Source organism: Dyadobacter flavalbus (genome assembly GCF_006149045.1).
In the GTDB taxonomy this organism is placed as follows: Bacteria; Bacteroidota; Bacteroidia; order Cytophagales; family Spirosomataceae; genus Dyadobacter; species Dyadobacter flavalbus.
Genome location: NZ_VBSN01000044.1, coordinates 1 through 25,211 on the forward strand (window position 1 = coordinate 1; position 25,211 = coordinate 25,211).

At 39.7% G+C, this 25,211-nt stretch carries 37 protein-coding genes and 1 pseudogene; 23 read left to right on the forward strand and 15 right to left on the reverse strand.

Going from position 1 to position 25,211, the window contains the following annotated elements; genetic code table 11:
* Window positions 1-580 precede the first annotated feature (580 nt).
* The 7 genes and pseudogenes from FEM33_RS15455 to FEM33_RS15485 form a co-directional block, all read right to left on the reverse strand.
* Window positions 581-1,117 carry a hypothetical protein gene (locus tag FEM33_RS15455; RefSeq protein ID WP_139012927.1) on the reverse strand — a complete coding sequence of 179 codons (537 nt, stop codon included), beginning with the start codon at window positions 1,115-1,117 and terminating at the stop codon, window positions 581-583.
* A gap of 353 nt (window positions 1,118-1,470) precedes the next feature.
* Window positions 1,471-1,803: a hypothetical protein gene (locus tag FEM33_RS15460; RefSeq protein ID WP_229214264.1), complete on the reverse strand. Its 333-nt coding sequence runs from the start codon at window positions 1,801-1,803 to the stop codon at window positions 1,471-1,473.
* A 177-nt stretch (window positions 1,804-1,980) separates the two neighbouring features.
* On the reverse strand, window positions 1,981-2,190 hold the full coding sequence (locus tag FEM33_RS15465) for a hypothetical protein (RefSeq protein WP_139012929.1): 210 nt from the start codon (window positions 2,188-2,190) through the stop codon (window positions 1,981-1,983).
* 113 nt (window positions 2,191-2,303) lie between these two features.
* Window positions 2,304-2,918 carry a hypothetical protein gene (locus tag FEM33_RS15470; RefSeq protein WP_139012930.1) on the reverse strand — a complete coding sequence of 205 codons (615 nt, stop codon included), beginning with the start codon at window positions 2,916-2,918 and terminating at the stop codon, window positions 2,304-2,306.
* Window positions 2,919-3,590: 672 nt separating this feature from the next.
* Window positions 3,591-4,421 (reverse strand): annotated as a pseudogene (locus FEM33_RS15475) (IS3 family transposase); the annotation flags it as partial.
* Between the two features lie 153 nt (window positions 4,422-4,574).
* Window positions 4,575-5,399 carry an IS3 family transposase gene (locus FEM33_RS15480; RefSeq protein ID WP_139012932.1) on the reverse strand — a complete coding sequence of 275 codons (825 nt, stop codon included), beginning with the start codon at window positions 5,397-5,399 and terminating at the stop codon, window positions 4,575-4,577.
* Entirely contained in the window at window positions 5,396-5,692 is a 297-nt protein-coding gene (locus tag FEM33_RS15485; RefSeq protein WP_139012933.1) for a transposase, read from the reverse strand. The genes FEM33_RS15480 and FEM33_RS15485 overlap by 4 nt, the downstream gene beginning before the upstream one ends.
* A gap of 31 nt (window positions 5,693-5,723) precedes the next feature.
* Between FEM33_RS15485 and FEM33_RS15490 the strand changes: the two genes are divergently transcribed.
* On the forward strand, window positions 5,724-6,119 hold the full coding sequence (locus tag FEM33_RS15490; RefSeq protein WP_139012934.1) for a transposase: 396 nt from the start codon (window positions 5,724-5,726) through the stop codon (window positions 6,117-6,119).
* 187 nt (window positions 6,120-6,306) lie between these two features.
* On the opposite strand, the gene FEM33_RS15495 is transcribed toward FEM33_RS15490, so the two are convergent.
* Window positions 6,307-7,362 carry a site-specific integrase gene (locus FEM33_RS15495; RefSeq protein WP_201747769.1) on the reverse strand — a complete coding sequence of 352 codons (1,056 nt, stop codon included), beginning with the start codon at window positions 7,360-7,362 and terminating at the stop codon, window positions 6,307-6,309.
* A gap of 716 nt (window positions 7,363-8,078) precedes the next feature.
* On the reverse strand, window positions 8,079-8,477 hold the full coding sequence (locus tag FEM33_RS15500; protein WP_139012935.1) for a hypothetical protein: 399 nt from the start codon (window positions 8,475-8,477) through the stop codon (window positions 8,079-8,081).
* A 105-nt stretch (window positions 8,478-8,582) separates the two neighbouring features.
* Between FEM33_RS15500 and FEM33_RS15505 the strand changes: the two genes are divergently transcribed.
* The 11 genes from FEM33_RS15505 to FEM33_RS26395 all read left to right on the forward strand — a co-directional run bounded on the left by FEM33_RS15505 (window position 8,583) and on the right by FEM33_RS26395 (window position 14,134).
* Window positions 8,583-8,858, forward strand: a complete 276-nt coding sequence (locus tag FEM33_RS15505) for a hypothetical protein (protein ID WP_139012936.1) — start codon at window positions 8,583-8,585, stop codon at window positions 8,856-8,858.
* Between the two features lie 19 nt (window positions 8,859-8,877).
* Complete coding sequence (locus FEM33_RS15510) at window positions 8,878-9,447, forward strand: GIY-YIG nuclease family protein (protein ID WP_139012937.1); 570 nt, start codon at window positions 8,878-8,880, stop codon at window positions 9,445-9,447.
* A complete protein-coding gene (locus tag FEM33_RS15515) occupies window positions 9,444-10,388 on the forward strand; it encodes a hypothetical protein (RefSeq protein ID WP_139012938.1) in 945 nt (314 codons plus the stop codon). The genes FEM33_RS15510 and FEM33_RS15515 overlap by 4 nt, the downstream gene beginning before the upstream one ends.
* Before the next feature lie 37 nt (window positions 10,389-10,425).
* Window positions 10,426-11,001, forward strand: a complete 576-nt coding sequence (locus FEM33_RS15520) for a hypothetical protein (RefSeq protein ID WP_139012939.1) — start codon at window positions 10,426-10,428, stop codon at window positions 10,999-11,001.
* Window positions 10,998-11,198: a hypothetical protein gene (locus FEM33_RS15525; protein WP_139012940.1), complete on the forward strand. Its 201-nt coding sequence runs from the start codon at window positions 10,998-11,000 to the stop codon at window positions 11,196-11,198. The genes FEM33_RS15520 and FEM33_RS15525 overlap by 4 nt, the downstream gene beginning before the upstream one ends.
* A complete protein-coding gene (locus FEM33_RS26390; RefSeq protein ID WP_161597148.1) occupies window positions 11,195-11,347 on the forward strand; it encodes a hypothetical protein in 153 nt (50 codons plus the stop codon). The genes FEM33_RS15525 and FEM33_RS26390 overlap by 4 nt, the downstream gene beginning before the upstream one ends.
* Window positions 11,344-12,015: a DNA methyltransferase gene (locus FEM33_RS15530; protein WP_139012941.1), complete on the forward strand. Its 672-nt coding sequence runs from the start codon at window positions 11,344-11,346 to the stop codon at window positions 12,013-12,015. The genes FEM33_RS26390 and FEM33_RS15530 overlap by 4 nt, the downstream gene beginning before the upstream one ends.
* 53 nt (window positions 12,016-12,068) lie before the next feature.
* Complete coding sequence (locus FEM33_RS15535) at window positions 12,069-12,251, forward strand: hypothetical protein (RefSeq protein WP_139012942.1); 183 nt, start codon at window positions 12,069-12,071, stop codon at window positions 12,249-12,251.
* 31 nt (window positions 12,252-12,282) lie between these two features.
* Entirely contained in the window at window positions 12,283-12,741 is a 459-nt protein-coding gene (locus tag FEM33_RS15540; protein ID WP_139012943.1) for a hypothetical protein, read from the forward strand.
* A 56-nt stretch (window positions 12,742-12,797) separates the two neighbouring features.
* Window positions 12,798-13,649, forward strand: coding sequence for a DNA adenine methylase (locus FEM33_RS15545; RefSeq protein WP_139012944.1), 852 nt, complete (start codon window positions 12,798-12,800; stop codon window positions 13,647-13,649).
* Between the two features lie 308 nt (window positions 13,650-13,957).
* Window positions 13,958-14,134, forward strand: coding sequence for a hypothetical protein (locus FEM33_RS26395; RefSeq protein ID WP_161597149.1), 177 nt, complete (start codon window positions 13,958-13,960; stop codon window positions 14,132-14,134).
* Here the strand turns inward: FEM33_RS26395 and FEM33_RS15550 are convergent.
* The 4 genes from FEM33_RS15550 to FEM33_RS15565 are packed head-to-tail and all read right to left on the reverse strand — an operon-like array spanning window position 14,109 to window position 18,063.
* Window positions 14,109-14,618 carry a hypothetical protein gene (locus FEM33_RS15550; RefSeq protein ID WP_139012945.1) on the reverse strand — a complete coding sequence of 170 codons (510 nt, stop codon included), beginning with the start codon at window positions 14,616-14,618 and terminating at the stop codon, window positions 14,109-14,111. The two genes, FEM33_RS26395 and FEM33_RS15550, sit on opposite strands and share 26 nt — an antisense overlap.
* A 53-nt stretch (window positions 14,619-14,671) precedes the next feature.
* Window positions 14,672-15,121 carry a hypothetical protein gene (locus FEM33_RS15555; RefSeq protein ID WP_139012946.1) on the reverse strand — a complete coding sequence of 150 codons (450 nt, stop codon included), beginning with the start codon at window positions 15,119-15,121 and terminating at the stop codon, window positions 14,672-14,674.
* 23 nt (window positions 15,122-15,144) lie between these two features.
* Window positions 15,145-15,381 (reverse strand): hypothetical protein, encoded by a 237-nt coding sequence (locus FEM33_RS15560; RefSeq protein ID WP_139012947.1) that lies wholly within the window; start codon window positions 15,379-15,381, stop codon window positions 15,145-15,147.
* Window positions 15,382-15,399: 18 nt separating this feature from the next.
* Window positions 15,400-18,063 (reverse strand): CBM96 family carbohydrate-binding protein, encoded by a 2,664-nt coding sequence (locus FEM33_RS15565; RefSeq protein WP_139012948.1) that lies wholly within the window; start codon window positions 18,061-18,063, stop codon window positions 15,400-15,402.
* 384 nt (window positions 18,064-18,447) lie between these two features.
* On the opposite strand from FEM33_RS15565, the gene FEM33_RS15570 reads away from it, so the two are divergent.
* The gene (locus tag FEM33_RS15570) at window positions 18,448-18,696 is read left to right on the forward strand and encodes a hypothetical protein (RefSeq protein ID WP_139012949.1); all 249 of its coding nucleotides are present in this window, start codon (window positions 18,448-18,450) and stop codon (window positions 18,694-18,696) included.
* Here the strand turns inward: FEM33_RS15570 and FEM33_RS15575 are convergent.
* Window positions 18,693-19,745, reverse strand: coding sequence for a DUF2806 domain-containing protein (locus tag FEM33_RS15575; protein ID WP_139012950.1), 1,053 nt, complete (start codon window positions 19,743-19,745; stop codon window positions 18,693-18,695). The two genes, FEM33_RS15570 and FEM33_RS15575, sit on opposite strands and share 4 nt — an antisense overlap.
* A 318-nt stretch (window positions 19,746-20,063) precedes the next feature.
* On the opposite strand from FEM33_RS15575, the gene FEM33_RS15580 reads away from it, so the two are divergent.
* Both FEM33_RS15580 and FEM33_RS15585 read left to right on the forward strand, forming a co-directional pair.
* Window positions 20,064-20,270: a hypothetical protein gene (locus tag FEM33_RS15580; RefSeq protein WP_139012951.1), complete on the forward strand. Its 207-nt coding sequence runs from the start codon at window positions 20,064-20,066 to the stop codon at window positions 20,268-20,270.
* Window positions 20,271-20,278: 8 nt separating this feature from the next.
* A complete protein-coding gene (locus tag FEM33_RS15585) occupies window positions 20,279-20,524 on the forward strand; it encodes a hypothetical protein (protein ID WP_139012952.1) in 246 nt (81 codons plus the stop codon).
* 33 nt (window positions 20,525-20,557) lie between these two features.
* On the opposite strand, the gene FEM33_RS26400 is transcribed toward FEM33_RS15585, so the two are convergent.
* The gene (locus FEM33_RS26400) at window positions 20,558-20,704 is read right to left on the reverse strand and encodes a hypothetical protein (RefSeq protein WP_161597150.1); all 147 of its coding nucleotides are present in this window, start codon (window positions 20,702-20,704) and stop codon (window positions 20,558-20,560) included.
* A 162-nt stretch (window positions 20,705-20,866) separates the two neighbouring features.
* Between FEM33_RS26400 and FEM33_RS15590 the strand changes: the two genes are divergently transcribed.
* The 8 genes from FEM33_RS15590 (at window position 20,867) to FEM33_RS26410 (ending at window position 24,781) form a co-directional block, all read left to right on the forward strand.
* Window positions 20,867-21,094, forward strand: coding sequence for a hypothetical protein (locus FEM33_RS15590; RefSeq protein WP_139012953.1), 228 nt, complete (start codon window positions 20,867-20,869; stop codon window positions 21,092-21,094).
* Between the two features lie 156 nt (window positions 21,095-21,250).
* On the forward strand, window positions 21,251-21,391 hold the full coding sequence (locus FEM33_RS26405) for a hypothetical protein (protein WP_161597151.1): 141 nt from the start codon (window positions 21,251-21,253) through the stop codon (window positions 21,389-21,391).
* A 34-nt stretch (window positions 21,392-21,425) separates the two neighbouring features.
* Window positions 21,426-22,259, forward strand: a complete 834-nt coding sequence (locus FEM33_RS15595) for a recombinase RecT (RefSeq protein ID WP_139012954.1) — start codon at window positions 21,426-21,428, stop codon at window positions 22,257-22,259.
* A 76-nt stretch (window positions 22,260-22,335) separates the two neighbouring features.
* Window positions 22,336-23,067: a hypothetical protein gene (locus FEM33_RS15600; RefSeq protein WP_139012955.1), complete on the forward strand. Its 732-nt coding sequence runs from the start codon at window positions 22,336-22,338 to the stop codon at window positions 23,065-23,067.
* Window positions 23,068-23,156: 89 nt separating this feature from the next.
* Entirely contained in the window at window positions 23,157-23,582 is a 426-nt protein-coding gene (locus FEM33_RS15605) for a hypothetical protein (protein ID WP_139012956.1), read from the forward strand.
* A 153-nt stretch (window positions 23,583-23,735) separates the two neighbouring features.
* Window positions 23,736-24,059, forward strand: a complete 324-nt coding sequence (locus tag FEM33_RS15610) for a hypothetical protein (RefSeq protein WP_139012957.1) — start codon at window positions 23,736-23,738, stop codon at window positions 24,057-24,059.
* Window positions 24,060-24,257: 198 nt separating this feature from the next.
* Window positions 24,258-24,512, forward strand: coding sequence for a hypothetical protein (locus FEM33_RS15615; RefSeq protein WP_139012958.1), 255 nt, complete (start codon window positions 24,258-24,260; stop codon window positions 24,510-24,512).
* 92 nt (window positions 24,513-24,604) lie between these two features.
* Window positions 24,605-24,781, forward strand: coding sequence for a hypothetical protein (locus tag FEM33_RS26410; RefSeq protein WP_161597152.1), 177 nt, complete (start codon window positions 24,605-24,607; stop codon window positions 24,779-24,781).
* The last annotated feature ends 430 nt before the right edge of the window (window positions 24,782-25,211 follow it).

Genomic DNA, 25,211 nt, shown 5'->3' on the forward strand with positions numbered 1-25,211 from the left:
AGGGGACTCGCTTCGAAAAGGCATACTCAAACAGGAATAACAACGACTTTTTTTATATCATTGTATGATCTTTTAAAGTGGCACGGTTTGACCGAAATCACTGGCATGGTCCCTCCGAAATATCCAAGATCGTTCGATAAAACTATTTGATATGCGGAATGATGATGGATCTCGACGGTAAGATTGCGTGCTTTAAGGGCAAGAATAAAGGGGCTACTGTTATTTTTTTTCATAAAAATCAATCTGATGGATTGTTAATTCTGGGGAATTTACAGATTATATAGACAATTCTATCGCTGCAACTGGACAATTCATCGCAGGGCATCAGCCAGCACTTCAGTCGAAGGCCATATCATAAAATTGTCCTAACGACGACTAGCAACCTAATCTTGAAAATCAACAGGACAGCTTTCGTTTTATTGGCAAACGTGGCAATGACCTGGTCGTTAGAGAAGATTATGTGTTCAAAGCTGATTATTGTCACATCACCAAAGTCAGCGGTAAAGACATTATCGAAAAGTAGTCAATACATCGATTTTATGGTAAGTAACGCCAAAATATCCGAGGTTATTTTCGACAATTATTTGTCTCCCTTGCAAATGGAAAACAACAGTCCATTTGAATCAAACAGCAGCTCAAAATAGCTGTCCAGGTAAGAATTGCCATCTTTTACCTCGTTAGTGCTTGCGAATGCAAAACTCATGTTTCTGGACTCACTGGCATAATGGTTAATAGCCAGCCCCCGAAACTCGGAAGGCCTTGCTGATCCAAAGGCTAATTTATCTCCAATTTTGAAAATCGTTCCATTGACCTGGCCAACCCATATTCGGTCATCCAGCACATCCCAGATACTCAACTTATCTTTTAGAAAAAAAAGCTTGCTTTTTCCATACCGGTATAACTTCATTGTATCGTCATCGATCTCTGAATAGTAATCTGAGATTTCATCCGGCTTACCTAATACCCTTACACATTCCTCAGAGCTTGTGCCAATGAGAACACCTGCAAATTTGCTATCAGGGTTGATTAAAGAGATTTGATGTATATCGATCACCAACGACTGGGCCTTTAAATTTAAAGCGCCGAATAAAAACAGCAATAATAATTTATATCTCATTAGCTCGTATACAGGTTAGATATTGGTATTAACTTTTGATTTTTTTAAAGATTTAGATAATTATCGCTTCTTCTTGCTGAACAATAACTTTTCATCGAGTCTAGTGTACGCTGATTAACTTCTCTATAATCGATCGCCTTATAGACAAATATTTCTTGTTCTAGATTCTTTTTGAAAGCATCATTTTTCAGGTAAGATAAATTTGATTCTTGCATCTTATGTAAATGATTCTCTTTAGGTTTTGTACATGAAACAAAGTAAACAGCAATCAAAACAAATAAAGATGACCTCATAAACAGAAACAGTTACTACATATAATAGTAACCGTTTCTTAACATTATTTTGACATTGACTTAATAAATGGCGTAGCGTTCTTTATCTGACTGATAGCCTAATGATCTTACAAAATCTATAATGGCAAATTGGTTAGGAATTGGCGCTTCTGGACCAGGTCTTACCATGACAAAATATCCATCGTGCCCAATTACGAGACTATGCTTTAACTCTGTTATCTCGTCGCCAATCAGCTCTATAAATGAAAATTGTTTATCAACAACTTTGTATTCATACTTTACATTGTTATAAACAAACTCAAATAGCTTTTTACAAGATTCTTCATCATCACCGAGAAGTTCAATGGGCTTGTACACTTTTCCGTTTTTCAATTCGCAGTATTCGGCAGCCAATTCCTCAGCGTTCTCACCAACAAACTCGGCAACAACACTGACTGTCTGATCAAGAATTACTTAATTTTAGGCTCGGCCAATTCTGTAAAACTGTTTCATGGGTTGTTTGGTACGCAGTTCAAATTGCTTACAGATGCAATATACCCTTTATCTCGTAGATTGTAGCAGCGATTGTGATCAACCCGCAGTGTCCGCTATAAGATTTATTGCGTCGGATTCATGCATACCTGGTTCTGAACGACACCTGCCATCTGAGAAATACCAGCAGTCATTTTCTCCGCGAAACATACCTTCTTTTTCTTCAACGATTTCAATTTCTGTTTTGTGACCTTTGGTAATGGCCATCTCTGGGTCGGCAACTTTATACTTCTTACCTGACTGTAACATTGCAAATATGGTTTTAGTTAATTGATTGCAAGGTCAAAGTTAGTAAAATTATAAAATACGATTTATTTTGTTTTTCACTCAACATGGTCTTTGTTATAGGTTTATGCATTATATTATGCATGATTTAACTTCCTTGCGGGTGCAGTATAACCTTCTTTCTGAAACTCATTTATCCAAATCAATTCCTTTGTCCATTCTCCATCTTTCTTTTTTGGTTGAAAACGGAAATGTCCACGAACTTTAAAACCATCTGACTTAACTATGGTTGTAAACCACTTGCTAACAAAATGTGTAATGCCAACATTGGTGTCGTTTACATACTTGCATTGAGTGTCTTTTAACTTTTTGTTTGCTTGAATGTACTTTGTTTCCATGCTCGCGTACTTTTTGAAAAAAATCGTAATAAGCGGATAAAGCAAACTATCATTCAAAAGTTTCTTATTTTCAAGATCGCTTACCGAATTTGTTGCCCAATTCAGGTGCTTGTTACCTCCTTCGCCATAGACCGCAGTAATAAGGCAAACAGACTTATTAAACCAGAAAAACTCATGTGCCATCGTTGCCTTGCCTGCTTTCTGAAATCCAAACATTATTACCCCTTGACTTAAAACGCAGGCTCCATACATTGGTTTATTATCTTCTCGAGGCATTGGAGCATCCAAGTATGCATCCAGTAATTTTCTTGCCGCCTCTTTGGCCGCAGATTCAAATGCATCTGATACAATCATCACATTTCTGTATGTGGGATTCAAATACTTCAAATAAGCTGCCTGATTCAAACATTGCCTGGCCCAATGTTAAATCAGCCACATCTTCTTTATAGAGTAGTATGTTTTTCTTTAATGCGCCCGGTTCCAAAAACCTTAATGCAGGGTGTGATCGGTATGAAAATCTAATAATAGAATAAGCCCCGATTCTGTGGAAGTAGAACCAGGGCATGGACGGTTAAAACCGCAATAGTATAACCGCCTTCCACAACAGCAATACTATCAAATATTATTTAAATTTAGCGACGAGTGTATACAAATAAAATACATTATATACAAAAAAAAGAGGTCGAAGCCTCTCTTAGAATATCTTATTTAACCTTCCTTATTGCTATCGTTACCTAACTGTTAACGGTACTAATTCTCTTTCAAAGTAGGCCAACATCTTATGATCCTTATCCCCAATCTCCTCACAATAATAAATTCGCTTCAAGTAGTTCAGTATAATCAATTTTCGATCAGGGTTCGTAAGCAACGACACAACTGATCCCACCTTAAATTTGTTTTCCATTCTTGTAAGGTACAAAGATTAAACTGCCGTAACTAATTATTTCTTTCTCAGATGAGTCTATTTCGGCTATTGTGAAGTACTCCCTACTTTTCGGACCATCAGTTGATCATTGATAATTAAATTTAAGCAGCATTCAGGTAAAGATTTACTGGTTTCTTCCGACCAATACCTTGATGCTTTCTAGAATTATAACGTTTGACAAAACGATCAATCCCTTGGTAAAGATCCAGACCGTTTTTCTCAGGATTCAAATAAATGTATTTCTGTTTGATCGTTCGAAACCAGCGCTCAATGAATGCATTATCAGTTGCTCTACCTTTGCCATCCATACTGATTCTGATTTTAAGGTCATTCAGTGTGCTTACCCAGTGCTCGCAGGTGTATTGAGAACCTTGATCCGTATTGATTATTTCCGGTTTCCCGTATTTGCATACCGCTGCCTGTAAAAGCTCCGTTTGTGTTTCCTTTTCGAGGCTGTTGGACAGCTGCCATCCAACGATATAGCGGCTATACAAATCTATGATAGCAGTCAAATACATAAAGCCATGCTTCATTGGTATATAGCTGATATCCATAGCCCAGACTTGATTAGGGCGGTTAATTACAAGGCCCCGCAGCAAATACGGATGAATGTACTTTGCTTTTCCCAAGCGGCTAAGGTTACGTTTTGGATAAATCGGCTCAATAGCCATCTTCCTCAACAGCCGACGAATGCGTTTGACATTGTAGTCCAGCCCTTTTTCAGCCAGTTCATCTTGCATCCCCAAAACACCCAGGGTTGGATCAGAAAGAAACAGTTTATCCATGGTCTGCATCAGTGCCAAGTTTTCTTCCTTTTCACCAGCAGGCTTGTAATACAGCTGGCTGCGGTTGATGCTGAGAATCTCTGACTGCCGACGAATGCTCAACGGATGGCTGCTGTCGATCAGTGCTATGCGCTCTTTCATAGACCGGCTTTTTTCAAGTTTTTTTTTAGAAACCGGGTCGCCGGGCGATCGTTCTCTACCTGCAGCTGACCAATCTGCTTAAAAAGATTGTCAACATCCACAGACTCTTCGAAGTACTCCCTATTTTTCGGACCATCAGTTGATCATTGGTAATTAAATTTAAGCAGCATTCAGGTAAAGATTTACTGGTTTTTTACGATCGATACCTTGATGCCTCCTGGAATTGTAAAGTTTTACAAAACGATCGATTCCTTGGTATAGGTCAAGGCCGTTTTTCTCTGGATTCAGATAGATATACTTCTGTTTGATCGTCCGGAACCAGCGCTCGATAAACGCATTATCTGTTGCTCTTCCCTTGCCGTCCATACTGATTTTGATTTTAAGGTTATTCAATGTGCTTACCCAGTGCTCACAGGTATATTGAGAACCTTGATCCGTATTGATCACTTCTGGCTTGCCGTATTTGCATATCGTTGCATGTAAAAGCTCTGTTTGCGTTTCCTTTTCTAGGCTGTTGGATAATTGCCAACCGACAATGTAGCGGCTATACAGGTCCATTATGGCTGTCAAATACATAAAACCATGCTTCATCGGTATATAGCTAATATCCATAGCCCAGACTTGATTGGGGCGGTTAATTTCAAGGCCTTTGAGCAAATATGGATAAATGTATTTTGCCTTTCCCAGACGGCTAAGGTTACGTTTTGGGTAAATCGGTTCAATAACCATCTTCCTCAACAGCCGACGAATACGTTTGACGTTGTAATCCAACCCTTTTTCAGCCAGCTCGTCCTGCATTCCCAAAACACCCAAAGTTGGATCAGAGAGGAACAGTTTATCCATGGTCTCCATCAGTGCCAAGTTTTCTTCCTTTTCACCAGAAGGCTTATAATAAAGCTGACTGCGGTTGATGCTAAGGATCTCTGATTGCCGACGAATGCTCAATGAATGGCTGCTGTCAATCAGTGCTATGCGCTCTTTCATAGACCGGCTTTTTTCAAGCTTTTTTTTAGAAAGTCGTTTTCAACCTGGAGCTGACCAATCTGCTTAAAAAAATTGTCAACATCCACAGATTCTTCTTCCTTGGCTGCTTCATCTCCGAAAGCCTTCTCAGCCCGTTCCAGAAATTCCCGCTTCCATGCTGATACCTGAGTTGGGTGAATTTCGAATCTGGTTGCCAATTCGCTCAACGACTCCCGTTCTTTCAAGGCTTCAACGGCGACCATTGCCTTGAACTTTGCTGTGAATTTTCTCCGGCTCTGTTTCATTTTGTTCATCGGTTTTATGTCAATTTAATAAACTTAACCGATGGTCTTAATTTTGGGGAGTATTACACTCATTACGGCTGCTTATATTCTCGCTACAACGAACGAGTTTATAAGTATTACTGAGGCGAAGAAATTTGCCTGCTACTGTGGTGTCGCTCCTTTTGAACATACTTCAGGTATTCGTATCAAGGGTAAAAGCAGGGTATCTCATAAAGCCAACAAAGAAGTTAAAACACTCTTTCATATGGCGGCACTATCCAGTGTCCGTATTAAAGGAGATTTACAGAATTATTTTCATCGAAAGGTCGCAGAAGGAAAAAACAAAATGTCTGTACTAAATGCCATTAGAAACAAACTAATATTGCGAGTGTTCTCATGCGTCAACAGAAACAGCATTTTTCAAAAAAACTATAAGTATAATTTTGCAGAACCATAGAAATCGGAATAAGTGCCCGACTGGGCTGGCGGCTAAACTTCTTATTTCTTGTATAATAAAAAAAGCCGCCATTATGCCGTAAGCTTTTGGCGGCTTCTCACAGTCTTAGGAAATAGGGCCACTAGTTTAGCTGCCCTTTTGCCGAGTTTGTTTGTCAAATTTTAATCAATGCTTTCATAAAGGTGACCTAATATTTTGCCCCTATAATCTCCGACAATCGTTGCATATCATCACTAACCTTTTTGTCCAAGACTTTCGCGTATAGCTGGGTAGTTTTCAGGCTACGATGTCCGAGCATTCTTGAGACGGTTTCAATTGGAACTCCATTTGAAAGCGTAACAGTAGTGGCAAAAGTGTGTCTTGCAAGATGAAACGTAATTGGCTTTACTATTCCACAGACGTCCCCAATTTCCTTCAAGTAAGCATTCATCTTTTGGTTAGATAGAACAGGAAGCAGGTGTTTGTCTAGCTTTTCACATCGGCTTTCGTATTTTTTAAGCAATTTCATCGCCGGAGGTAGAAGGGGAATTCTTGAAGCCGTATCCGTTTTTTGTCTCTTTATGTTAATCCACATTTCACCGGATCGGCCTTCAACTATATCCATTTTGCTAAGCTTTGCTACGTCTGCATAAGCTAGGCCTGTGTAACAAGAAAAAAGGAATATATCTCTCACTTGTTCCAAGCGTGGGATCTCAAAGACTTTGTTTGCAACTAATAGTAACTCGTGCTCCGTCAATGCAATTCGGTCAACCTCGTGCTTGGCGAACTTGAAAGCAAAAAATGGATCTTTTGCTATAATGTCATTCTTTACACAAATGAGTACTATTTTTTTTAGATTTGCCAAATACTTCATTGTAGCATTATGACCAACCTTTTTGACCCCTTTTAAATAGAACTCAAAATCTGATATAAATTTGAAATTGAGTTTTCTGACATCGAAATCCTTTTCCTTAAAGTTCCAATTAATGAACTCTTGGGTGTGCCTGAGAGTGGTCTGATATCGCTTGTAGGTTGCATGAGCATATTCCAAATTTATCAGCTGTTTCACTTTTTCATTATGTTCTTCAAATATTGATAAGAGCCCGATAATGTTTTGACCTTCTCCTTGCCACTTTTGCTTGAAGACGTCGATGCTCATTGATAAATTTTCCTGAATGATTTGCCGCTGAATGCCGAAAGCTTTACCTGCCCAAGAGTCTAAAAAAGCGTTGACTTCTTTCGCCTCTAATGTTGCACCTTTCACTTTCCCAGAACTAGCTAACCACCGTTCCGGGGATACTGATTTACCAGTTGCTACTTCGAACCTTGCCCCCCAATTGTTACCCGAATGTAAATAGGCAGTTGGTTGTTACGATTAATTTTCGATTGCCTAACCGAAAACAAAATTGTCATGCTTGCTTCCATCCCTTTTTTTATTTAAAACTAAGTACCACATTTTGTTAAATCAAGATGTTTATTTACTAAACAAGTTACTGTTGATTAGGCAGTTACATATACAAAAGGGACTTAAAAGGGACCAAAAATATTATCGAGATTCAGTCCCGAATTTGTCCCTTTGCTTTTGTTAGACTTTAAATATTTTAAGATAGCTAGTAGCAAACAAAAAGCCCGCGCATCGTTGATCTACGGGCCTTCCAAAGCTTTGAAACTTGTTGGAATAAAGATGGAGAGAGTCGAACCCCATCTTTAAACAACTTATTATCAAACACTTACTTTCCCGTATCTTTTTCAATCCCAAATACGCCTCTCAGGTTTGCTGCGAGATTTGCGGAAAACAAAAAAGCCCGCAAATTAACTTTGCGAGCTTTTGTAAGTTTTAATTTTTTAATTGGTGGAGATGCGGGTACTTGAATTATACCGCTTCCAGTACTCTAATGGGCCATTTTTCAATAATTGATCTTGAAATGGTGGCCGATCCCTGCCGGTTTTCGTAAAACCAGCTATGACGTATCCGCAGAGTTAATTATCTCGGCCTTCGAAAGCTTTGTTGATCCAAATAGAACGATCAAGCATTTCACTGGCTCCAAGCTGATCAACCTGTGGGTGATAAGACACGCCTTTAAACTTTCCCACCAGCTTGGATACAATCGCCCTCTGTAAATTAACTTCGTCCTTCAGAAATTTCAATTCTTCTGAATCATCACCCTTCCTCCTCCCTGTAACTACATAGTTACTGTCAAAGCTTGGATATCTGTTCTGGATTTTATTAAGCAGCAATACACCCGGCAAATTCCTGCCTTGCGTCACATTTGTGAAAGTCTGAGCAGAAAAACCGATCTCCTGAGCGATCGTATTCTTCTTAACACCAAGCAAGGCAATTTCCTCGGCAAAGCGTTTCTTTATTTCTTCCTCCTCCATAATTAAATAATATAAATATGTTTGATATAAATTCAACATTATTTATATTTGCACATACAGTAACCCATATAAGCAAATAATATTTAGATTTTATTTCAACAAAGATTGAAGATTATGCTGAAAGAAACAAGAAAATTGTACGAAAGACTTGGAAAAAGGGCTAAACTCCCTGCGCGCGCACTTGAAATTCTGTCTGAGGCTAATCTTAAGACTCCTTACAAGGGCGTTCCGTACACCATCGGGAACATTTACGCTGTGCTATCCGGCAAATACGAAGACCGTCAGGTTGATGAAGCAATTATCAAAGCTGCCAAGGAGCATATCAGTAGAGAGAAAGACTCGAAGCTGGACCTGAAAGAGTTGTTAATGGATTTGGCTTAGAATATGAAAACTTATCAGTATGAACTTAGACTACAAAAACCTTGCGGAGTACGCTCATTTCATTATTGAAGAGTACGGAAATATTAAAGAGCTTGATGGGTTTAACATCCCTGTCCATTATAACGGCTTTTTAAAAAGTAAAGAAGATTTGCATAGACTGAAAGAGCTATGTGAAACACTATTGAAGGCCGTTGATAATAACTTCTCTCTTTATGATAAACATGGGGATTTCTCAGAAGAGTGGAATGAGTTACGGCTCAAAGAATATTACAAAGAAGAAAATGAAAAAAGCCGTGCTTCTCGATTAAGCAAAACAAAATCTGTTTCCATAGGATTTGTTTACTTAATGATTGATGACGCCAATAATCTGTATAAAATAGGGTTTTCGAAAGATCCGAAATACAGAGAATCAACGCTTCAAGGTGAAAAGCCATCTATAAGGCTGCTCGGTTCATTTTCTGGCACATTACAAGATGAAAAGCAACTCCATTTTGACTTTAGTGACTTTCGGGTACGTGGCGAATGGTTTAAAATTCCGGACAATATTCTGCCAAGTCTACTGATTCATTTTAATATTCCTGAGAAATGAACGGATATCTGGCAGGTAACGCATGGGCGCGGTTTGTTCGCGCCAATGGTCGGAAAGTGAAGTCTATTCATGTGTCTCTTATGTCGGCTTGCTACCAGATCGCAAATGAGGATGGATGGTCAAGTGAATTTCAGCTTCCAACCAAGGAAGCTATGGAGTTATCATGCATCAGAGATAAAGAAACTTTCTACCAAACTTTAAAGGATTTGGTTTCTTTCGGAGCAATTTCAATTATAGAGGAGTCAGTAAATAGATATACGGCTAGATGGGTTTCATTTGAAAATCTACCCTTTTACCTATCGGAAATTCCTGCCGCTAAACCTACTGCTAAGCCGACAAGTAATACTACCGCTACACCGTCTGCTACACCGACAACTAACCGACCCAATACTAAAGAATATAAAACTAAAGAATCTAATAAAACAAATGAAACCTTAAAAACAGATGTTGACGCTGATCGCGTCGGTGAAGAAAAGGTGATTGTAGTTGATCCTGTAAAAGAAGAAAAAAAAGAAACTCCCTCTCCAAAAGTTGCGCCAAAAGGTTCTCCCTCGGTCCACGAGCAGATCAGGCAGAAGATCGAAGCATTGAACGAAGGCTATTACTGGCAAGGCAAAGACGGAAAGGCGCTCAGTTCACTGATCACAAAAATAAAATTCAAGTGGAAGTCAAAGCATGGCTCCGACCCTACCGATCAGCAGATTGTTGAATCCTTTCATTACATAATCGACAATCTGCCGGACTGGTACCGGAACAAGTGGGATACCTGCACCATTGAATCAAAGTTCGAATCCATTATCAAGCAAATCAACGAAAATCGTAAAAATGGAAAACCAGCCAACCTCGCTAACGATACAAAGCCAAACGAATCAGGCATTAGCCCAAGGCTCCAACGTACATGGGAACTTATTGCTGAACATTATCAGGGAGACCCCGCCTAATAAAGTGCCGCTTGCCCTTGTTCGTGCTCAGGCTAACATGACAGTTCAGCTTGCCATGTCTCAGCCGCATCAGGTCAGCTTTCTGAAAAACAACGATCCGCAAAAACTTGAAATGGTTATTGCAATGATGGTGGAAATTATGGCCGAGCAGTTCAACGTCAAAGAAACATTCTCGGACTTGCAGATTCTGGATTGCACCCTGAGCATCATTGAAAGGTTCTGGTATCTAAGGCCGGAAGAAGTCATGTTCGCTTTCAAGCAAGCGAAACTTGGCAAGTATGGTCCGGTTTACAACAAGCTTGACACTTCCACGATTCTGAACTGGCTGCACAGGTACGATACCGAAGAACGCATGCATCAGATTGAGCAAAACCGGTCAGCTTACAAGAAACAGGAAAGTGAGCCTCAGATTGATGTTCTGGCTGCCTACAACAAAGAAATCAAGCACCTGCAGGAAAATAACGGTGTGCCTCGGCTGGTAACCGAATCAAAGGAAAAGCAGCAGCAGGAACGTGAGAAAAAGCGCGGTGAATTAAGTTTTCAGCAGTACCGGGAAGAGTACTATAAAAACCGGGTTCCTGAGGTCAGAGAAAAAGTTGCAGCCGAACAATGACCGGCACTTACCAAACCATTGACGGAAGCATTTACGAGGTTTTTCTGCGGACAATGGGAAAGCAGGCCAAACCTGAACTGATGGCTAAGAGCATTAAGTCGCCAGTCAGAACCGGAGAAATGGTGGCGTTCACTCTCCTGACCGGGCAAATTGAACGAAATGTATTATTAAAACTTTGGACAAAAATAGAATCATGAAAAAGCCAACAGTTGATCAAATCGCAAAGACAATTTACCAGACCATGCCGCTTGCCAGACGTTCGCAGGTTATGGAAACAGCGGAGAGTATTCATGCGCTGTATGGAACTGAGAAAACTTCACGTAAAATCAAAAGTTCTGTTCAATGAGTTTAAGCATTGTTACCAACGAAGACAACATGGAAATGATGGCTCGGTACTCAGACAATTTCTTTGATTTGGCCATTGTTGATCCGCCGTATGGGATTGGTGAACATGGTGGGAAAAAGCGAGAAGGAGGCCAATCCAAGCAAAAAGGATTGAAGTCAAAAAACTATGAAAACAAGGGATGGGATAACGAAACGCCCGAGAAAAGATATTTTGATGAATTGTTTCGAGTAAGCAAAAATCAAATAATATGGGGCGGAAATTATTTTATTGATAATCTATCTCCTACGCCTTGCTTTTTAGTGTGGGATAAGAAAGGTACAGATGGGAGTGATTTTGCTGATTGTGAATTAGCGTGGACTTCATTTAAAACGTCTGTAAGAAAATTCAAATACGACTGGATTGGATTTGGATATATTAATAATCCACAAGGCGAAAGAAAGATACATCCAACACAAAAACCAGTACAGCTTTATAAATGGGTATTGCAAAACTATGCTCAACCCGGAGACAAAATCCTTGACACTCATTTAGGTTCTCAAAGCAGCCGTATTGCTGCTCATGACATGGGCTTTGACTTCTACGGTTGTGAACTTGACAAAGACTACTTTGAACAAGGCTGCGCCCGATATCAGCAACACATCAGACAACTCAATTTATTCCCGGCTTAGAACCTGACAAAACCTGACATTGAAATAAATAAACGCCTTAACAAAGCAGAGTCATGAAGCTGAAAAATAAGTACCGTGTTGTCGAAGATGAATTCAATGGTTTTGAAGCTCAGGTGAAATATTGGTTTTATCCTTTTCAATGGTTCGAGATCAACGGGAACAACAGCAGCCGATCTCTTGAACGAGCAAAGAAAATAATCGAGGCTCACAAACAAAAGGTGCATTATAAAGAATAGCCATTAACCCTTACACATACACTATACCGTTATGAGTACACACATTGTAGCAATTGACCCAGATTTGAACGCATCAGGCGTTGCAGCCTGGAATAACAAAACCCAAAAATGGACCTTTGCGAAGTCGGTCAGCATTGAAAACCTGCTTACTGAATTGAAAGATTTGGATCCTGCAGAAACAACTGTTTTCATTGAAGCAGGATGGAAAATCAAAAAAAGCAATCTTAGAGGTGGCAATTACCGGACTGCTCAGGCCAAAGCTCGGAATGTTGGCGAAAACCATGCAACTGGAATACTGATTGCCAAGATCATACGTGGAGCCGGGTACAATGTTGTTGAGTTCTCACCATTGCGGAAAGGCATCTTTAAAAAGCTGTCCGGCTCTTGGTCTGATCTTGGCAGAAGTTACATTGAAAATCAGTCTGGCTTAACACACCGGATGAATGATGATGTTCGGGATGCTATTTATTCGGTGCTGCATTTTCGGTAATGAATGCCCCATTGCATTTATAAGAATCTTAAACAAGATTAAGAAATCAAACTATTATGATAACTGACATAAAAAGGCCCGTATTGAGATATCACGGCGGTAAGTTCCTTTTAGCTCCTTGGATAATTTCGCACTTCCCAAAGCATCGTATTTATGTTGAGCCATTTGGCGGCGGTGCATCAGTGCTCATGCGTAAGCAACGTTCTTATGCGGAGGTTTACAATGATAAATGGGATACGGTTGTTAATGTATTTCAAGTTTTGAGAGATCCGGATCTTTCTGCAAATCTCAAACGACAGCTTGAACTGACACCATTTTCTCGATCTGAGTTTATGAAAACAGGTGAAATTGACATACAATCAGTTTCAGATCCTATTGAGAAAGCACGGTTAACCATATTCAGGAGTTTTGCAGGTTTTGGGTCTGCTTCTACAAATGCCAAGTACGCAACTGGATTCCGTGCTAATTCTCACCGGTCTGGTACTACTCCGGCGCAAGACTGGGTTAATTATCCTGCCAACATTGAAAGTTTTGTAGACAGGCTACGGGGAGTATGTATTGAAAATCGGGATTTCAAGGAAATATCCCTGCAACATGATAGCACGGAAACTTTGCATTTTTGGGATCCTCCTTACGTACACGAAACAAGAAATATGGCACGAGGAAATGCGGCTTACGAATGTGAAATGACAGATCAGGACCACATAGACATGATAGAATTTGCCAATACACTTACTGGTATGGTGATCATATGCGGATATGATTGTGATCTCTATCAAGTTCATTTACAAGGATGGTTGAAAGTGTCGCGAAAAGCATTTGCTGATGGAGCAGCTGAGCGTGTTGAATGTTTATGGCTTAATCCAGCTGCTCGGGCCCGACAAAATCAACTAACAATATTCAATTAGCAGTGAACCTATACCAAAAATGCCGAAGAAACCAACCAGACAAATAATCCCAGGCGAGAAGTTCGGCCGGTTGACTGTCATTAAAGAACTTGGCCGCGTTAAGTACACCTTGCGTGTTGAATGCCTATGTGACTGCGGAACTGTCAAGTCAGTTGCTTGGCAATCGTTGTTTCGTGGGTTGACACTGAGTTGCGGATGTCGCAGGAAGGAATATGCTGATTCTTTGCCGAAGGGGAAACAACATATTCCATAAACAAATAGATTGTTATATACTTAGTAAATTTCACATACCAATTTCACTATTTATTATGACACAGTTCAATCCAACACCAATGCGCGAGCCTTATATCATTGAGGATAAAAAAATGGTGAACCTAGTTCGTGAAATTTTCATAACAGTAGACCAGGGATGGACAGATGTACAGGCTTATGAAGTTTCCAAATTAATTAACGTCTATATCAGCGAAATTGGCAAAGTGGACTAAGGAATGCCTCAACTTCTATAAAAGCCCTTTCAATATGCCTTTTTAAGTAAAGTATGTTCATCCCCATGTTATATGCGACTTCATCTTGATAATTACTTCCAATAGAAAATTCTCCAGAACGAAACAAAATCCCCTTTCCTCTAATCGTATTAAATGAAAAAACTGAATCGCCGTATTGTCTTCTAAAAGAATCGTTATGGCAGGCCGCATCCCGGTAGTTACAAATTAAATCATGCACATCATAAATTTTTATTCGAGGATTTATATCCGGATATATGTCATCCGTAAAGCAAATACGATTACCTAATTTATCGGCCTTAATTAACAGATCTTTCATGTTCACTAAAACCTCAATAAGGACGGATTGTGTATACACTTGATGACTTTTCCATAATATTTGGGAGTCTAAAAGTTCTCTTGCTCTATCCAAGCCTGAACGTATTTCAGATTTCATTTTAATATCTAATTCGGGTAATTGCGCCATTTACGTTTAAATCAAATTAAATAAATCAATGTCTAACTAATAATTTTTAATGATTAAAATGCATCTTTAAAGGAATCACCAATAGCAACCACATTGGCAATTAAACCCGAATACTCAACAATATTTTTCCGGATTGTTTGTAGATCGTTTTCTGTTTTTATTCCTGCATGCTCTAACTTTTCAACTTCATACAATAGCTTTTCAATGTTTTTTTGAAGCAATTGGTATTTACCATAAAAACCGCCTTCCTGTATGAAGTCATGCGCTTCCATGTTTATAAAAAATATAATTGAATCTTTGGTACCTGGTTGAGGTTTGCCATTTCTATCAATGCTATATCTGAATAGCTTAATTCTAACAAAATGATTTATCATTTCAGCAATAGCATATTTATCTAAGCCTAGAATGTTTTGCTCCCTAGGCCATTCTATAATTTGACCAACATTGTACTCACTTACAATATGTTGGAGGAAGGCATCTTTTAATTGCGGCGTAATTAACATTTTGCTTGAGTTTGCATAATTTATTATTCAGCTAAACCGAGTATCTGTTTAATGCGCTCTAAATGCTCAGGTGGACATTTTTTCAATAGCGTGGGTAGTTTGCTTGAATTCTTAAAATAAGTATGATCAATAAAATCTGTATGATTTAAACTATACTGATTGTTATCATAGAATCGTTTTATGCGCCCATCTTCATAAAAGGTGAAATCATCATCTAATAAACCTCCAATTGAAATTCTACAAATAATTTTATCTTCCATTTGTATTTTTTTTTGATATTAATTATTACCCACCAACACCTTCCTCACTGAAGAGCCCCCATCAAACAGCCCAATCCTTAAAAAGTAAATTCCAGACGGAAGCTCCTTAACATTCACACTTTGAACCGGCTTGTCACCAGAATGGTAAACCACATCAGAACGACTGTTCAGCAGCTCAACGGTTTTAACCTTGTGCCAGTCTGCCATTTCAATGTTCAGGATCTCGGATGCCGGGTTCGGAAAGATATTCACCTCAACAGCTTCTTTCTCTGCAGCGATTTCCTCCACTCCTTCACGCGTATTGCTAACAGTAACAGGAGCAGTTTGAACGATCAACTGAGGTGGATTTGCGCCGTTTTCCTTACTGTTAAATACCAGCCTGGTATTCCGGTTGTTCGGATCTTGCAAAAGCAGAGTTACTACCTGATCGCCAGGTTGCTGCTGTGATTTCACATAGCTGGTTACGTCAATCTCATAGTACTTGTAAACGTTATTGACCGCTATGTAACCAAGTGATGCTGTGGATGCAGCTGGCGAGTTCACCTTGTTAATGGTGGATTCTATCCAAGTATCTGTATTGACGCCGTATGCATGCAGAGAGATATTGTTGCTGTTCTCATGGTTGTGGCCATAAACCCGCAGCTTGGCAGATGTAATACCAGAAGCCGCAGGAAGCTGAAACTTCAAATAAGCCGATCGGTTTGTTGATAAGTTGCTGGATGATTTTTTCACATCCAGAAAGTCTGTTGCTCCAAAGTTTGCCTTGTTGTTTGTGCCATCCTGAACGTATGCGTCTGCAAGTGGTTGTAGCGTAAAGTTTCTAACCGGAATAACTTCAATGGCTGAAACTCTTGGCAGGTCTGCGGCTCCTGTAAGAAAATCAATGTTCAGTATGCCGTCCTTAACATCAATCTGAGTCGTGTAAGCAGATGGACGCATTGCGCCACCGGCAGCAACGAAGATATCGTAATTGGTCAATTTGCGGTTGCCTTCAATGTTAACGTGAAAGCGCCTGCTGCCTGCCCCTCCTTTTTTACCAGGTGCGCCGAAGTAAGTTTCTGCAAAGTGAAGGATTACATCGACTCTGCCATTGACAACCGGAATGTTATAGCTGAATGATGGTGAGCAGCGGGCTGTCCGGTAAAGTACGTCATTGGTTGTGTTCAGGATGTCGCCGGAAGGGATTGAACTGATACGGTCAATGCCGTAATAGTACCTATCTGCACTGAAAGTCTTTTTTGTAGCGGTGGTAAATTCTGGGCCGCCCGAGTTGATGCGGACTATTGTTGGTGAGGTCGTTACGTATTCGGGCGCGAGTTTAACGATCCATAAATCTGAATTACTTTTCTTATTTTCTGTTTTTTCAAAGCTTATATCTGAATGAGATATGCCTGCTAGCAATAGTCCGCCATCAGATGTGCTAATAATGCTAATGGCAGTCTCAGAGCCAGCTCCGCCAATTGTCCTGTCCCAGACCTGAGTGCCTGATGCATTTAACTTTACAAGCCAGAAATCGGAATCTCCATTATGAGAATCTTCTGATTTATCTCCCAAGCCAGGTTCGCTTGAATAGCCAAGCACAGCATACCCGCCATCAGGAGTTTGGGTAAGATCGGCAAAGTAGTTTGAGCCTCTCATATTATTGTAGAAAAGTGTATTTAATACATTGCTCCAGGCTATACTTAGGTCCGGGTTCAACTTTACAATCCAGTAGTCGCCATGTGAGTCTTCTTTCTGATCCCCACCAGGGCCTTGAACAGAGAAGCCGCCAAGTATAAACCCATTATCAGGTGTTTGCTCTATATCATAAATTTCTGCATTGTCGGTCCCTTGAACAGTTCTTTCCCACATCTTAGTGCCATTTGCAGATACTTTCATAAGCTTATAACCACTGTCTCCATATTCGAAACGTTGATCCCCGCCTGCCAAAACAAAGCCTCCATCAGAGGTTTGTGTCATACATCGCATGAGGTCACAGTACGGCGTTCCTAAGGTTTTGTCCCAAATAATGCTACCGGTATCCGATAGCTTTACAATCCAATAATCAAACATGCTTAGATACCAATCACTATCTCCTCCTAATGATGGCCCTGTCTTCTCGCCTCCAATACCCCCAATTGACCATCCTGCCAATATATAGTTGCCGTCAGCAGTTTGCTGCACATCGACCAGGTAGTCGTCAGAAGGACTCCCAATTGTTTTGTCCCACAACTTGTTGCCGTTCTTATCTAGCTTTATTACCCAGTAGTCAGTAGTTCCACGACGATTTTCTGACTTTTCGCCGCCTATTGAAGAATTCGATGTGCCACCAATAATATAACCTCCGTCTGAAGTTTGATGGATAGAAGGGTCGTAATCTGCACCTGGACCACCTATCGTTTTGTCCCATTCCTTTGTTCCCGTGGCCGACATTTTTACTATCCAGAAATCCGATCCGCCGCGGCTGATTTCCGATTTATCACCGGCAATGCGGGAGTTGGATATGTAAATTGCAACATATCCACCATCACTAGTTTGATCGATTATTGTGTTCTTAGGTCTGCTAAACATGGCTGTATTTAATGGAGAGCCAAATGTTTTATCCCACTGTATAGCCGGCTGCGCGAATACACTTACCTGCACGAAGACAAGTAAGGAAAGCGGGAATTTAAAGAAGTGTTGAGGAAGTAAAGTTCTATTCATATTATGATAGGTTAGGTAATCTGTAGTTACAAATACAATTGTAAGTACAATTTCCTTCTATCTACTTCGCGAACTTATTTAACGGTTACTGCACCGTTGGGCTATGATCTTTCAAACGTAAGAAAATCTCACCTCTTAAATGTTTAACAAGGCAAATGAAAAGTATAATCTATTGAAAGTCAACGTTTGATCAAATTTGGCCAGGCGTAATTTGTATTCCGGAAATTTAGGAGTGCAAATTTGCAAGTCGAAATTTTCGACCTACAAATATTTATAATCAGTAGACAAGCAGAGTAACCTACTCAAATCTGAGTTCTGCTTAGCTTTCAGTTAAATAACTAAGAAATTATATATATTTGTTACATACTTAAATTTGACACACACATGAAAAGTCCGGAAGAATTATTAGTTGATGCGGAATTGGTTACGAGTAAAATAATGGTGCTACAAGATTGGCTAGAAGACATTGAATTATACAAACACATTCATTGGCTAAGGGAATCTGCAGAATTGATTAGGTTCATGACGCCTAATGATAAAAGGCTTACTCTTCATGCAAATATGCTCTCCTCGCTTGCGGATTATTTGGATTGCAACCTGAAGGTTGCAAAGAATAATCTTCTCGCTAACTAAGGTCTGGCTATTTCCCTTATTGCGCGGGGATTGCCGTGCGCATCTCTTTCTATAATCAAGGCAGGCACTACATCTAAGCTACTTGATCTCATTTCCTCGACTAAACCAAATAGGTATTTAAAATCCTCCTTTGGATTTATTAAATTAAGTAATTCCACACCAGCAGTAGTTAAAAAATATACATCTAAGCCGAAACCTCTTCTAGTCTTGTTTGACAATTCAATTAATGCGCCATAATTGATAAAGTATTGTTTAGTCACAGGCTCTACATCATCGTAATTACTCCACTTTAAATCATTAAATAAAACGAGTCCAGATTCTTGCATTTTTACTAATTCTGTAATAAGGATTTTATTATTCTCCATTGAAATAAACCCATGTTGCCCATCTGGAAATTTAAAAACCTTATGCGAATGAGACGCAAATAACTCAGCTTCTTCTTTGTTAAGCGATTTTACAACCTCTAATGTTCTAAGGGAAAAAGAACCTGGTTTTTTAATTTCTCCGGCCAATATTTTTCCCCATATCATTTGCATTTCCTCATTTGAAATACCTTTGGCATTTTCAAAGAATCGAGTAGCCCAGTCTGGATCAACTGGATCCTTTGAAACTTCAGGATCGTCGCTCAATTGCTCCGCAGCGAAAGCGGTTACACTTTCAATATTTTGTTGCTTTTTTGCTTCTTGAAGCAGAATTCTATCTTCTGTTCTTTCTGCTAAACTTACTTCGGGCAGGCTTGATAACTTATCTGCATCACTGATTGGTAATGATGAAATTTCATAGCCTTCTTGATTTATGCTTACTCCTGTCGAATTTTCTGCAGCCTCTTTGCTGGCTTTTGCTAATACCCTGATGGCGTCTGACTTTGCAGAAGCAAGCGCACGCATTTCGTATGCCTTTGCGTCCGCATCCTTTTTTATAAAGTGAGATTTTGTTAACCTGCTTCCTGTAGAAAAAATTAACTCTGCAAGTTTCACGAAGGCCTCGCTTAATCCGGCAATACCTAGCAAATCTTTAACATTAAACCCGCTCCCTGATTCTTCACCCATGTTTTCAAGATAGTTTATTTTGGCTAAGTCATAATTCTACGGAAAAGTAAAATCTTTTCATATCTCAACTGATTAACCGGTTGATTATCAACAATATTTATATAAAACATAATATTTGTTGAAAAAAAATATAAATATTGTTTGTATAATGTTTCAACAATATTTATATTTGTACAAGTCAAACGGATAACAAAAGAGAAAATGACAAAGCTACAACAACCACAAACTGAAAGACTTGCTGAGTATACTCAGGAATTGTACTTGGATCTGGTTCTTCCTTACGAAAAGGATTCAGTTGTATCAGGTAATCTGATCACTGTGGAAGTTGAGACAGAATACAAGACTTTAAAGCTGTCTGTTTTGGTTACGCTTGACGATACGGTTGAATCCGTGAAAGAACGTTTTGACGCTCAGTTATCCGAGGTGTACGATTACATCGAAAGTTTTGATCAATGGGAGCGCGACAACTACGAACATCCCTCTGTGACGCAAGGGTATGCATTTGATTCTTTAACCTGTAAATAACCATAGTCATGAACACTTACTTCAAAAACGATTCTGATCCGGCTTACGTGATTTATGAACTGGTTCCTGAGAATGGAACCGATGGATTGAGAGTTTGTATTGATCCGTTTTCCGGGTTTGCTTCTGCTGCTGTTGCTTATGTCGGCAATACTGCAAATACAAAAGGCTTTCAGCAGATCAACGAAGAAGAGTTCATGCAGGCACATGAAACGGCAATGAAGAATCTGTCTGCACTTGTGCCAGCTTACGCGTAATTCAAACCTCAATCATACATCAAAATGACTGTCCTAATCTTCCTTCTGAAGGCTTTGTTCGTGCTGATCTTGGGAATAGCTCTCGTACTTACCATTGTTATTTTTCCGGTCTTTCTTGCCGCGTCTGCGGTTTTCCTGTTCTGCTCTGCCGTTGTGAACTTTAATACTGATCACTGACATGAAAGCCATCATTTTAAGCCTGTGCATCTTACTGCTAAATGGGTTTGCCAAAGTATCACTTGTAAAGTTCTGCTCTGATCTTTTGTGGAGCGATTCAGTAGGGTTTCTTCCCTTGTTTTTGATTGTTGTTGTTGGTGGGATTTGGTTTAAACGGGTACGGGGATGAAATCAATAAGTCATTCAAAATACAGTAGCCTTTCGCCGGAGAAGCAAGCGACAAGAAGAAAAGAAAACGCAATAAAGTGTGCTCAATACTTTCACCGGCTTGGTAGAAAGCTTGTTAATGAAAAAGTTAAAGGAATAGATTTCACCAAGAAAAGCATACAAGAAATAGACTCTTGGATTGCTGAAACTACAAATGCATTAGGAATTCGTCAGTTTAATAAATAACAACCAATATGCAAACAATAGATACCTTACTCGACCAGGTACGGCTGTTCGTTCATTTCCATCACTCAGACATTTACTTCACAATGGCCGGCGCAATGATGGTTTTCTACGCTGTTCTAGCGTACAAGCTTGGCAAAAAAGAAAAGAAATAACACAATGAAAATCGGGCAAAGAATACAATACAGCCGAACGCTGTACGGAACCATCGTGAGTTTCGATCAGCAAAACGTGGTGATTAAGCTGGATATAGGCGCTACGATCTGCACTTTGATCGGCAGGAATTTACAACGTGTATAATAAACCGTTATCAACTTTAAACTAACCTGTAATCATGAGTAATGTCATTGTGCAGTCTGTAAAAGGACTGATGAATAATGCCGAAATCAAGAAGAAGTTTGCCGATATGCTGGGCGAACGTGTGCAGGGATTCTTTGTAAGTGTTTCCAACTGCGTTTCCAATAATGACCTGCTTCAAAAGGCAGATGCAAACAGTGTAATCATGGCCGCTGCCGTTGCTGCCAGTCTGGATTTGCCGATTGATCCGAATCTTGGATTTGCCTACATAGTGCCTTACAACAACAAAGTAAAGGGCACAAACGGCCAGCCAGACACATGGAAAACGGTGGCCCAGTTTCAGCTCGGCTATCGCGGGCTCATACAGCTTTCTCAAAGATCCGGACAGTTCAAGACCATCAATGTTTCTGATGTTCGTGAAGGTGAGATTGAAATGGAAGACTTTCTAACCGGTGAAATTACGTTTGCTTGGCTGCCAAGAGCGGAAAGATTGAAGTTGCCAGTCATTGGGTATGTCGCTTATTTCCGGCTCCTGAACGGCTTTGAGAAAAGCTTTTACATGAGCAAGGAAGAAGCAGACGCCCACGGAAAGAAGTACTCTCAAACTTCAAAAAAAGGGTACGGATTGTGGAAGGATGATTTTGACAGCATGGCCAAGAAAACCGTTGTTAAAATGCTCCTGTCAAAGTTCGCGCCGCTTTCCATTCAGATGCAGCGTGCAGTTATCGCTGATCAGGGAGTTGTCAAGGACGTTAACAATGACGCGATTGACGTGGATTACGTTGATAATGCGCCGGATTCGTTGAACATCGCAAACATTGAATCTGAAAAGCAGGCTGAACGCATTGCCGAACACATCCTGAAAGCCTAGAGCCTGGAAGAACTTGAAGAAGTTTATGAGCATGTTTCCGATTACAACCTGACAGACCTTTACACCGCCAAATACGATGAACTCAAATCCAAAAAGTGAAATCCTTTTCAGGTGCAGCCGTTTAGGTGACTTGGTTACAGAGCCAAGATTGAAAAGTGAAGCCATTTCCGAAACTGCTAAAACCCTTGTACGCAATGTCTGGCTTCAAAAAGAATTCGGCTACAAGGAAGACGTAATGACTGATGAAATGCTGAAAGGCCACATCTGTGAACAAGATAGCCTCGGCCTTGTCAAGCAGGTTTTAGGCGGTGAATTCAGAGTTAAAAATACGCTTCGGTTCCGGAACGATTACATTGAAGGAACACCGGATATTATCCTGAAAAAGCAGGATTTCGTTGAAGATGTAAAGACCTCCTACAATCTGAGAACATTCACCGAAGCCGAACTGATTAAGAATTACTACTGGCAGGGACAAGGCTATATGTGGCTCACTGGAAAGACAAAATACCGGCTCATGTATTGTTTGGTTCCTACACCGGAAGAAATCGTCACAGAGCAAAAAAAGCGGTGGTACTTCAAGTTCAACTGTGATGAATCAAACCCGCATTACATGGAAATGGCGGCTCAGATTGAACACAACAACAATCTGATCAGCAAACTGCCTGCCGAGAACCGGATAAAGATATTTGAATTCGACTTTGAGCCGGAAAAGATTGAAGTGCTTAAAGCTAAAATACTGGTCAGCCGACAGTATTACAATACGCTGAAATTGCCAATGGCAAAAAGACCCATTAAAGAACATGATTAAGGGTTTAGGATTGAGTTACATGCCACCCGACATTCTTCGGGTACTGCTTTGCGGTTGAAATGAATCATTCACGAATAATCAAATACATCATGACTACTCAGGAAGAAAAGAAAGAGTTTTGGGCTATTGTCAGCTTGTTAGGACATAATCAATTAGCCGGCTTTTTGGATGAATACACAATGGGCGGATGCAGCTTTTTAAGATTGACTGTTCCAGAAACATCAAAACAGCCGTCGTGGTCACGACTATTCAAAGACAATGCCATTTACTCCATTGATCCATGTACAGAAGCTGTGGCCAAATGGAAAGCAGAAAGTTTGAACATTGCACCAATGACTATCTGGGATGCCAACACCATGCTTGAAAAGAATTTGGCACTTCAAGGCAAAGTGATTGTATCAAAATCAGAGTTGCCGGAAGGATTCAGTGCCGCCCAAGAAGTTAAAGCTGTAAGCAGTCATTACGGTACTAATGACGACGACAACGATATCTACGACGACGAAAGGCCATTTTAAGATAAAGGTTAAAGGTTTAGGAAAGTAATGCATGCTGTCAGACATACTTTTGGCTCCGGTTTTCGGATAGGTTCAACTTTTAAAATCCATCGTATGCCAATAGATTATTCAAAGTATCCAGCAAATTGGCTTTCAGAGATCCGGCCGCGAATCATGAAACGCGCTGAAAGCAAATGCGAAGAATGCGGCCTTGAACATCAGTCAACTGTCTACTCAGTTAAACTGACTCTAAAAGATGAAGATGGACGCTACAAACTGAGAAGCATTTGGTTTCGGGATATAAGGGATGCCAACAGGGAAAATACAGAATGGCGCGATATTAAACCCGTAAAAGTGATTTTGACAATAGCGCATCTGGATCATGACGAATCCAATCATGAAGTTACCGATGATCGGTTAAAAGCACTTTGTCAGGCTTGCCATTGCCGGTATGATGCAAAAGAGAAATGGCGAAGGATTACAAATAAAGAATTTTAGTAATGAGAAAATAATTACCAGAATAATCTGGGAAGATACGAATTTATATTACAAATAAATATGACTAATGTAATAAAAATATAGAATATATGCATTTAGCTGTTAACATAAAGTACTCCATCTTTACAGTAACAATATAGGATTTAAATTGATATAAGGCCAGCAGCCATATTAGCAAAACTTAAAAAAACGACTACCATGAAAACATTTGAAGAATCACTTAATCAAGCTAGAGAACAGTTAGAGTATGAATCTGTTTTTCATATTCAAGATCCCATAAAATTAGCAGAGGTAGTTAATCTGGCTGCCAATATATTCGCTGCTGCAGCTATCAAAGCAGATCGCCAGCGCATCAGTCAGTTCTACCTTAATAAAGCAACTGTTCACGAGGGAGTTTCATTTTCCTGTCCGCTTGATCCAGAAATGATTCACAATTTGCCAATTCATTTATGATTTGTGAAAAAAGCTGGTAACAAATAAGAAGGGAGTTGGATATAAACCTGAACAAGGTATTCAAATCCATTTTTTAACTTTTTGCTAAAATCATGAAAAACTTGAACGAATTTAATCTCGATCCTTTAAGTTCAAAGGAATTAATTGAACTACAAGGCGGTAATGTAATTGCAGACATTGTGGATGCCGTTGCTGACGCAATAGCAAATGCAGTTAAGACAGCAGTCAAAGTTGTAATTAAGACAGTGCTTCCTGGATTGCCTGTTTAAATCCGCCTTAATGATTTAAGTAATTACTAAAAAGCCGGATGCAAATGTTCGGCTTTTTGCTGTATGTAACACCCCGAACATAATTGAACGGGGTGTAAGCACTACATCAAACAAACACGATGTTAAACATCATGGTACGGTACAGCCTTGATCATGCGTATGTTATTATACTCGGGAATTATCAGCATATTTTCTTCCGGTATGATGCCTTTTTCAATCCAGTCAGAAACAGTCTGCGTATCTTCTATTCCGAATTTTTTACAGTATTCTTTGATAGTCACCCATTGATCCGTAGGATAAGGTTTATAATACCTCTACAAATTCAGACCACTTGTTTAGTTAAAACTTAGTAACTTAAACAAGGATAAAATAATGAAAAAGATGCGTAGAAAATTTGATTCATCATTTAAGGCGAGAGTGGCTATTGAAG

Bases quoted from the DNA above. Each gene is read 5' to 3' on its own strand.
- FEM33_RS15470 (WP_139012930.1), bottom strand. From the start codon at position 2,918: ATGATTGTATCAGATGCATTTGAATCTGCGGCCAAAGAGGCGGCAAGA.
- FEM33_RS26400 (WP_161597150.1), bottom strand. From the start codon at position 20,704: ATGTCAGTGATCAGTATTAAAGTTCACAACGGCAGAGCAGAACAGGAA.
- FEM33_RS15615 (WP_139012958.1), top strand. From the start codon at position 24,258: ATGAAAACATTTGAAGAATCACTTAATCAAGCTAGAGAACAGTTAGAG.
- FEM33_RS26390 (WP_161597148.1), top strand. From the start codon at position 11,195: ATGAAAAAGCCAACAGTTGATCAAATCGCAAAGACAATTTACCAGACC.
- FEM33_RS15525 (WP_139012940.1), top strand. From the start codon at position 10,998: ATGACCGGCACTTACCAAACCATTGACGGAAGCATTTACGAGGTTTTT.
- FEM33_RS15545 (WP_139012944.1), top strand. From the start codon at position 12,798: ATGATAACTGACATAAAAAGGCCCGTATTGAGATATCACGGCGGTAAG.
- FEM33_RS15595 (WP_139012954.1), top strand. From the start codon at position 21,426: ATGAGTAATGTCATTGTGCAGTCTGTAAAAGGACTGATGAATAATGCC.
- FEM33_RS15510 (WP_139012937.1), top strand. From the start codon at position 8,878: ATGAACTTAGACTACAAAAACCTTGCGGAGTACGCTCATTTCATTATT.
- FEM33_RS15535 (WP_139012942.1), top strand. From the start codon at position 12,069: ATGAAGCTGAAAAATAAGTACCGTGTTGTCGAAGATGAATTCAATGGT.
- FEM33_RS15555 (WP_139012946.1), bottom strand. From the start codon at position 15,121: ATGTTAATTACGCCGCAATTAAAAGATGCCTTCCTCCAACATATTGTA.
- FEM33_RS15490 (WP_139012934.1), top strand. From the start codon at position 5,724: ATGGTCTTAATTTTGGGGAGTATTACACTCATTACGGCTGCTTATATT.
- FEM33_RS15560 (WP_139012947.1), bottom strand. From the start codon at position 15,381: ATGGAAGATAAAATTATTTGTAGAATTTCAATTGGAGGTTTATTAGAT.
- FEM33_RS15590 (WP_139012953.1), top strand. From the start codon at position 20,867: ATGAAATCAATAAGTCATTCAAAATACAGTAGCCTTTCGCCGGAGAAG.
- FEM33_RS15540 (WP_139012943.1), top strand. From the start codon at position 12,283: ATGAGTACACACATTGTAGCAATTGACCCAGATTTGAACGCATCAGGC.
- FEM33_RS15530 (WP_139012941.1), top strand. From the start codon at position 11,344: ATGAGTTTAAGCATTGTTACCAACGAAGACAACATGGAAATGATGGCT.
- FEM33_RS15500 (WP_139012935.1), bottom strand. From the start codon at position 8,477: ATGGAGGAGGAAGAAATAAAGAAACGCTTTGCCGAGGAAATTGCCTTG.
- FEM33_RS15565 (WP_139012948.1), bottom strand. From the start codon at position 18,063: ATGAATAGAACTTTACTTCCTCAACACTTCTTTAAATTCCCGCTTTCC.
- FEM33_RS15515 (WP_139012938.1), top strand. From the start codon at position 9,444: ATGAACGGATATCTGGCAGGTAACGCATGGGCGCGGTTTGTTCGCGCC.
- FEM33_RS26405 (WP_161597151.1), top strand. From the start codon at position 21,251: ATGAAAATCGGGCAAAGAATACAATACAGCCGAACGCTGTACGGAACC.
- FEM33_RS26410 (WP_161597152.1), top strand. From the start codon at position 24,605: ATGAAAAACTTGAACGAATTTAATCTCGATCCTTTAAGTTCAAAGGAA.
- FEM33_RS15520 (WP_139012939.1), top strand. From the start codon at position 10,426: ATGACAGTTCAGCTTGCCATGTCTCAGCCGCATCAGGTCAGCTTTCTG.
- FEM33_RS15605 (WP_139012956.1), top strand. From the start codon at position 23,157: ATGACTACTCAGGAAGAAAAGAAAGAGTTTTGGGCTATTGTCAGCTTG.
- FEM33_RS15610 (WP_139012957.1), top strand. From the start codon at position 23,736: ATGAAACGCGCTGAAAGCAAATGCGAAGAATGCGGCCTTGAACATCAG.
- FEM33_RS15585 (WP_139012952.1), top strand. From the start codon at position 20,279: ATGAACACTTACTTCAAAAACGATTCTGATCCGGCTTACGTGATTTAT.
- FEM33_RS26395 (WP_161597149.1), top strand. From the start codon at position 13,958: ATGACACAGTTCAATCCAACACCAATGCGCGAGCCTTATATCATTGAG.
- FEM33_RS15570 (WP_139012949.1), top strand. From the start codon at position 18,448: ATGAAAAGTCCGGAAGAATTATTAGTTGATGCGGAATTGGTTACGAGT.
- FEM33_RS15455 (WP_139012927.1), bottom strand. From the start codon at position 1,117: ATGAGATATAAATTATTATTGCTGTTTTTATTCGGCGCTTTAAATTTA.
- FEM33_RS15480 (WP_139012932.1), bottom strand. From the start codon at position 5,399: ATGAAAGAGCGCATAGCACTGATTGACAGCAGCCATTCATTGAGCATT.
- FEM33_RS15465 (WP_139012929.1), bottom strand. From the start codon at position 2,190: ATGTTACAGTCAGGTAAGAAGTATAAAGTTGCCGACCCAGAGATGGCC.
- FEM33_RS15600 (WP_139012955.1), top strand. From the start codon at position 22,336: ATGAACTCAAATCCAAAAAGTGAAATCCTTTTCAGGTGCAGCCGTTTA.
- FEM33_RS15485 (WP_139012933.1), bottom strand. From the start codon at position 5,692: ATGAACAAAATGAAACAGAGCCGGAGAAAATTCACAGCAAAGTTCAAG.
- FEM33_RS15575 (WP_139012950.1), bottom strand. From the start codon at position 19,745: ATGGGTGAAGAATCAGGGAGCGGGTTTAATGTTAAAGATTTGCTAGGT.
- FEM33_RS15550 (WP_139012945.1), bottom strand. From the start codon at position 14,618: ATGGCGCAATTACCCGAATTAGATATTAAAATGAAATCTGAAATACGT.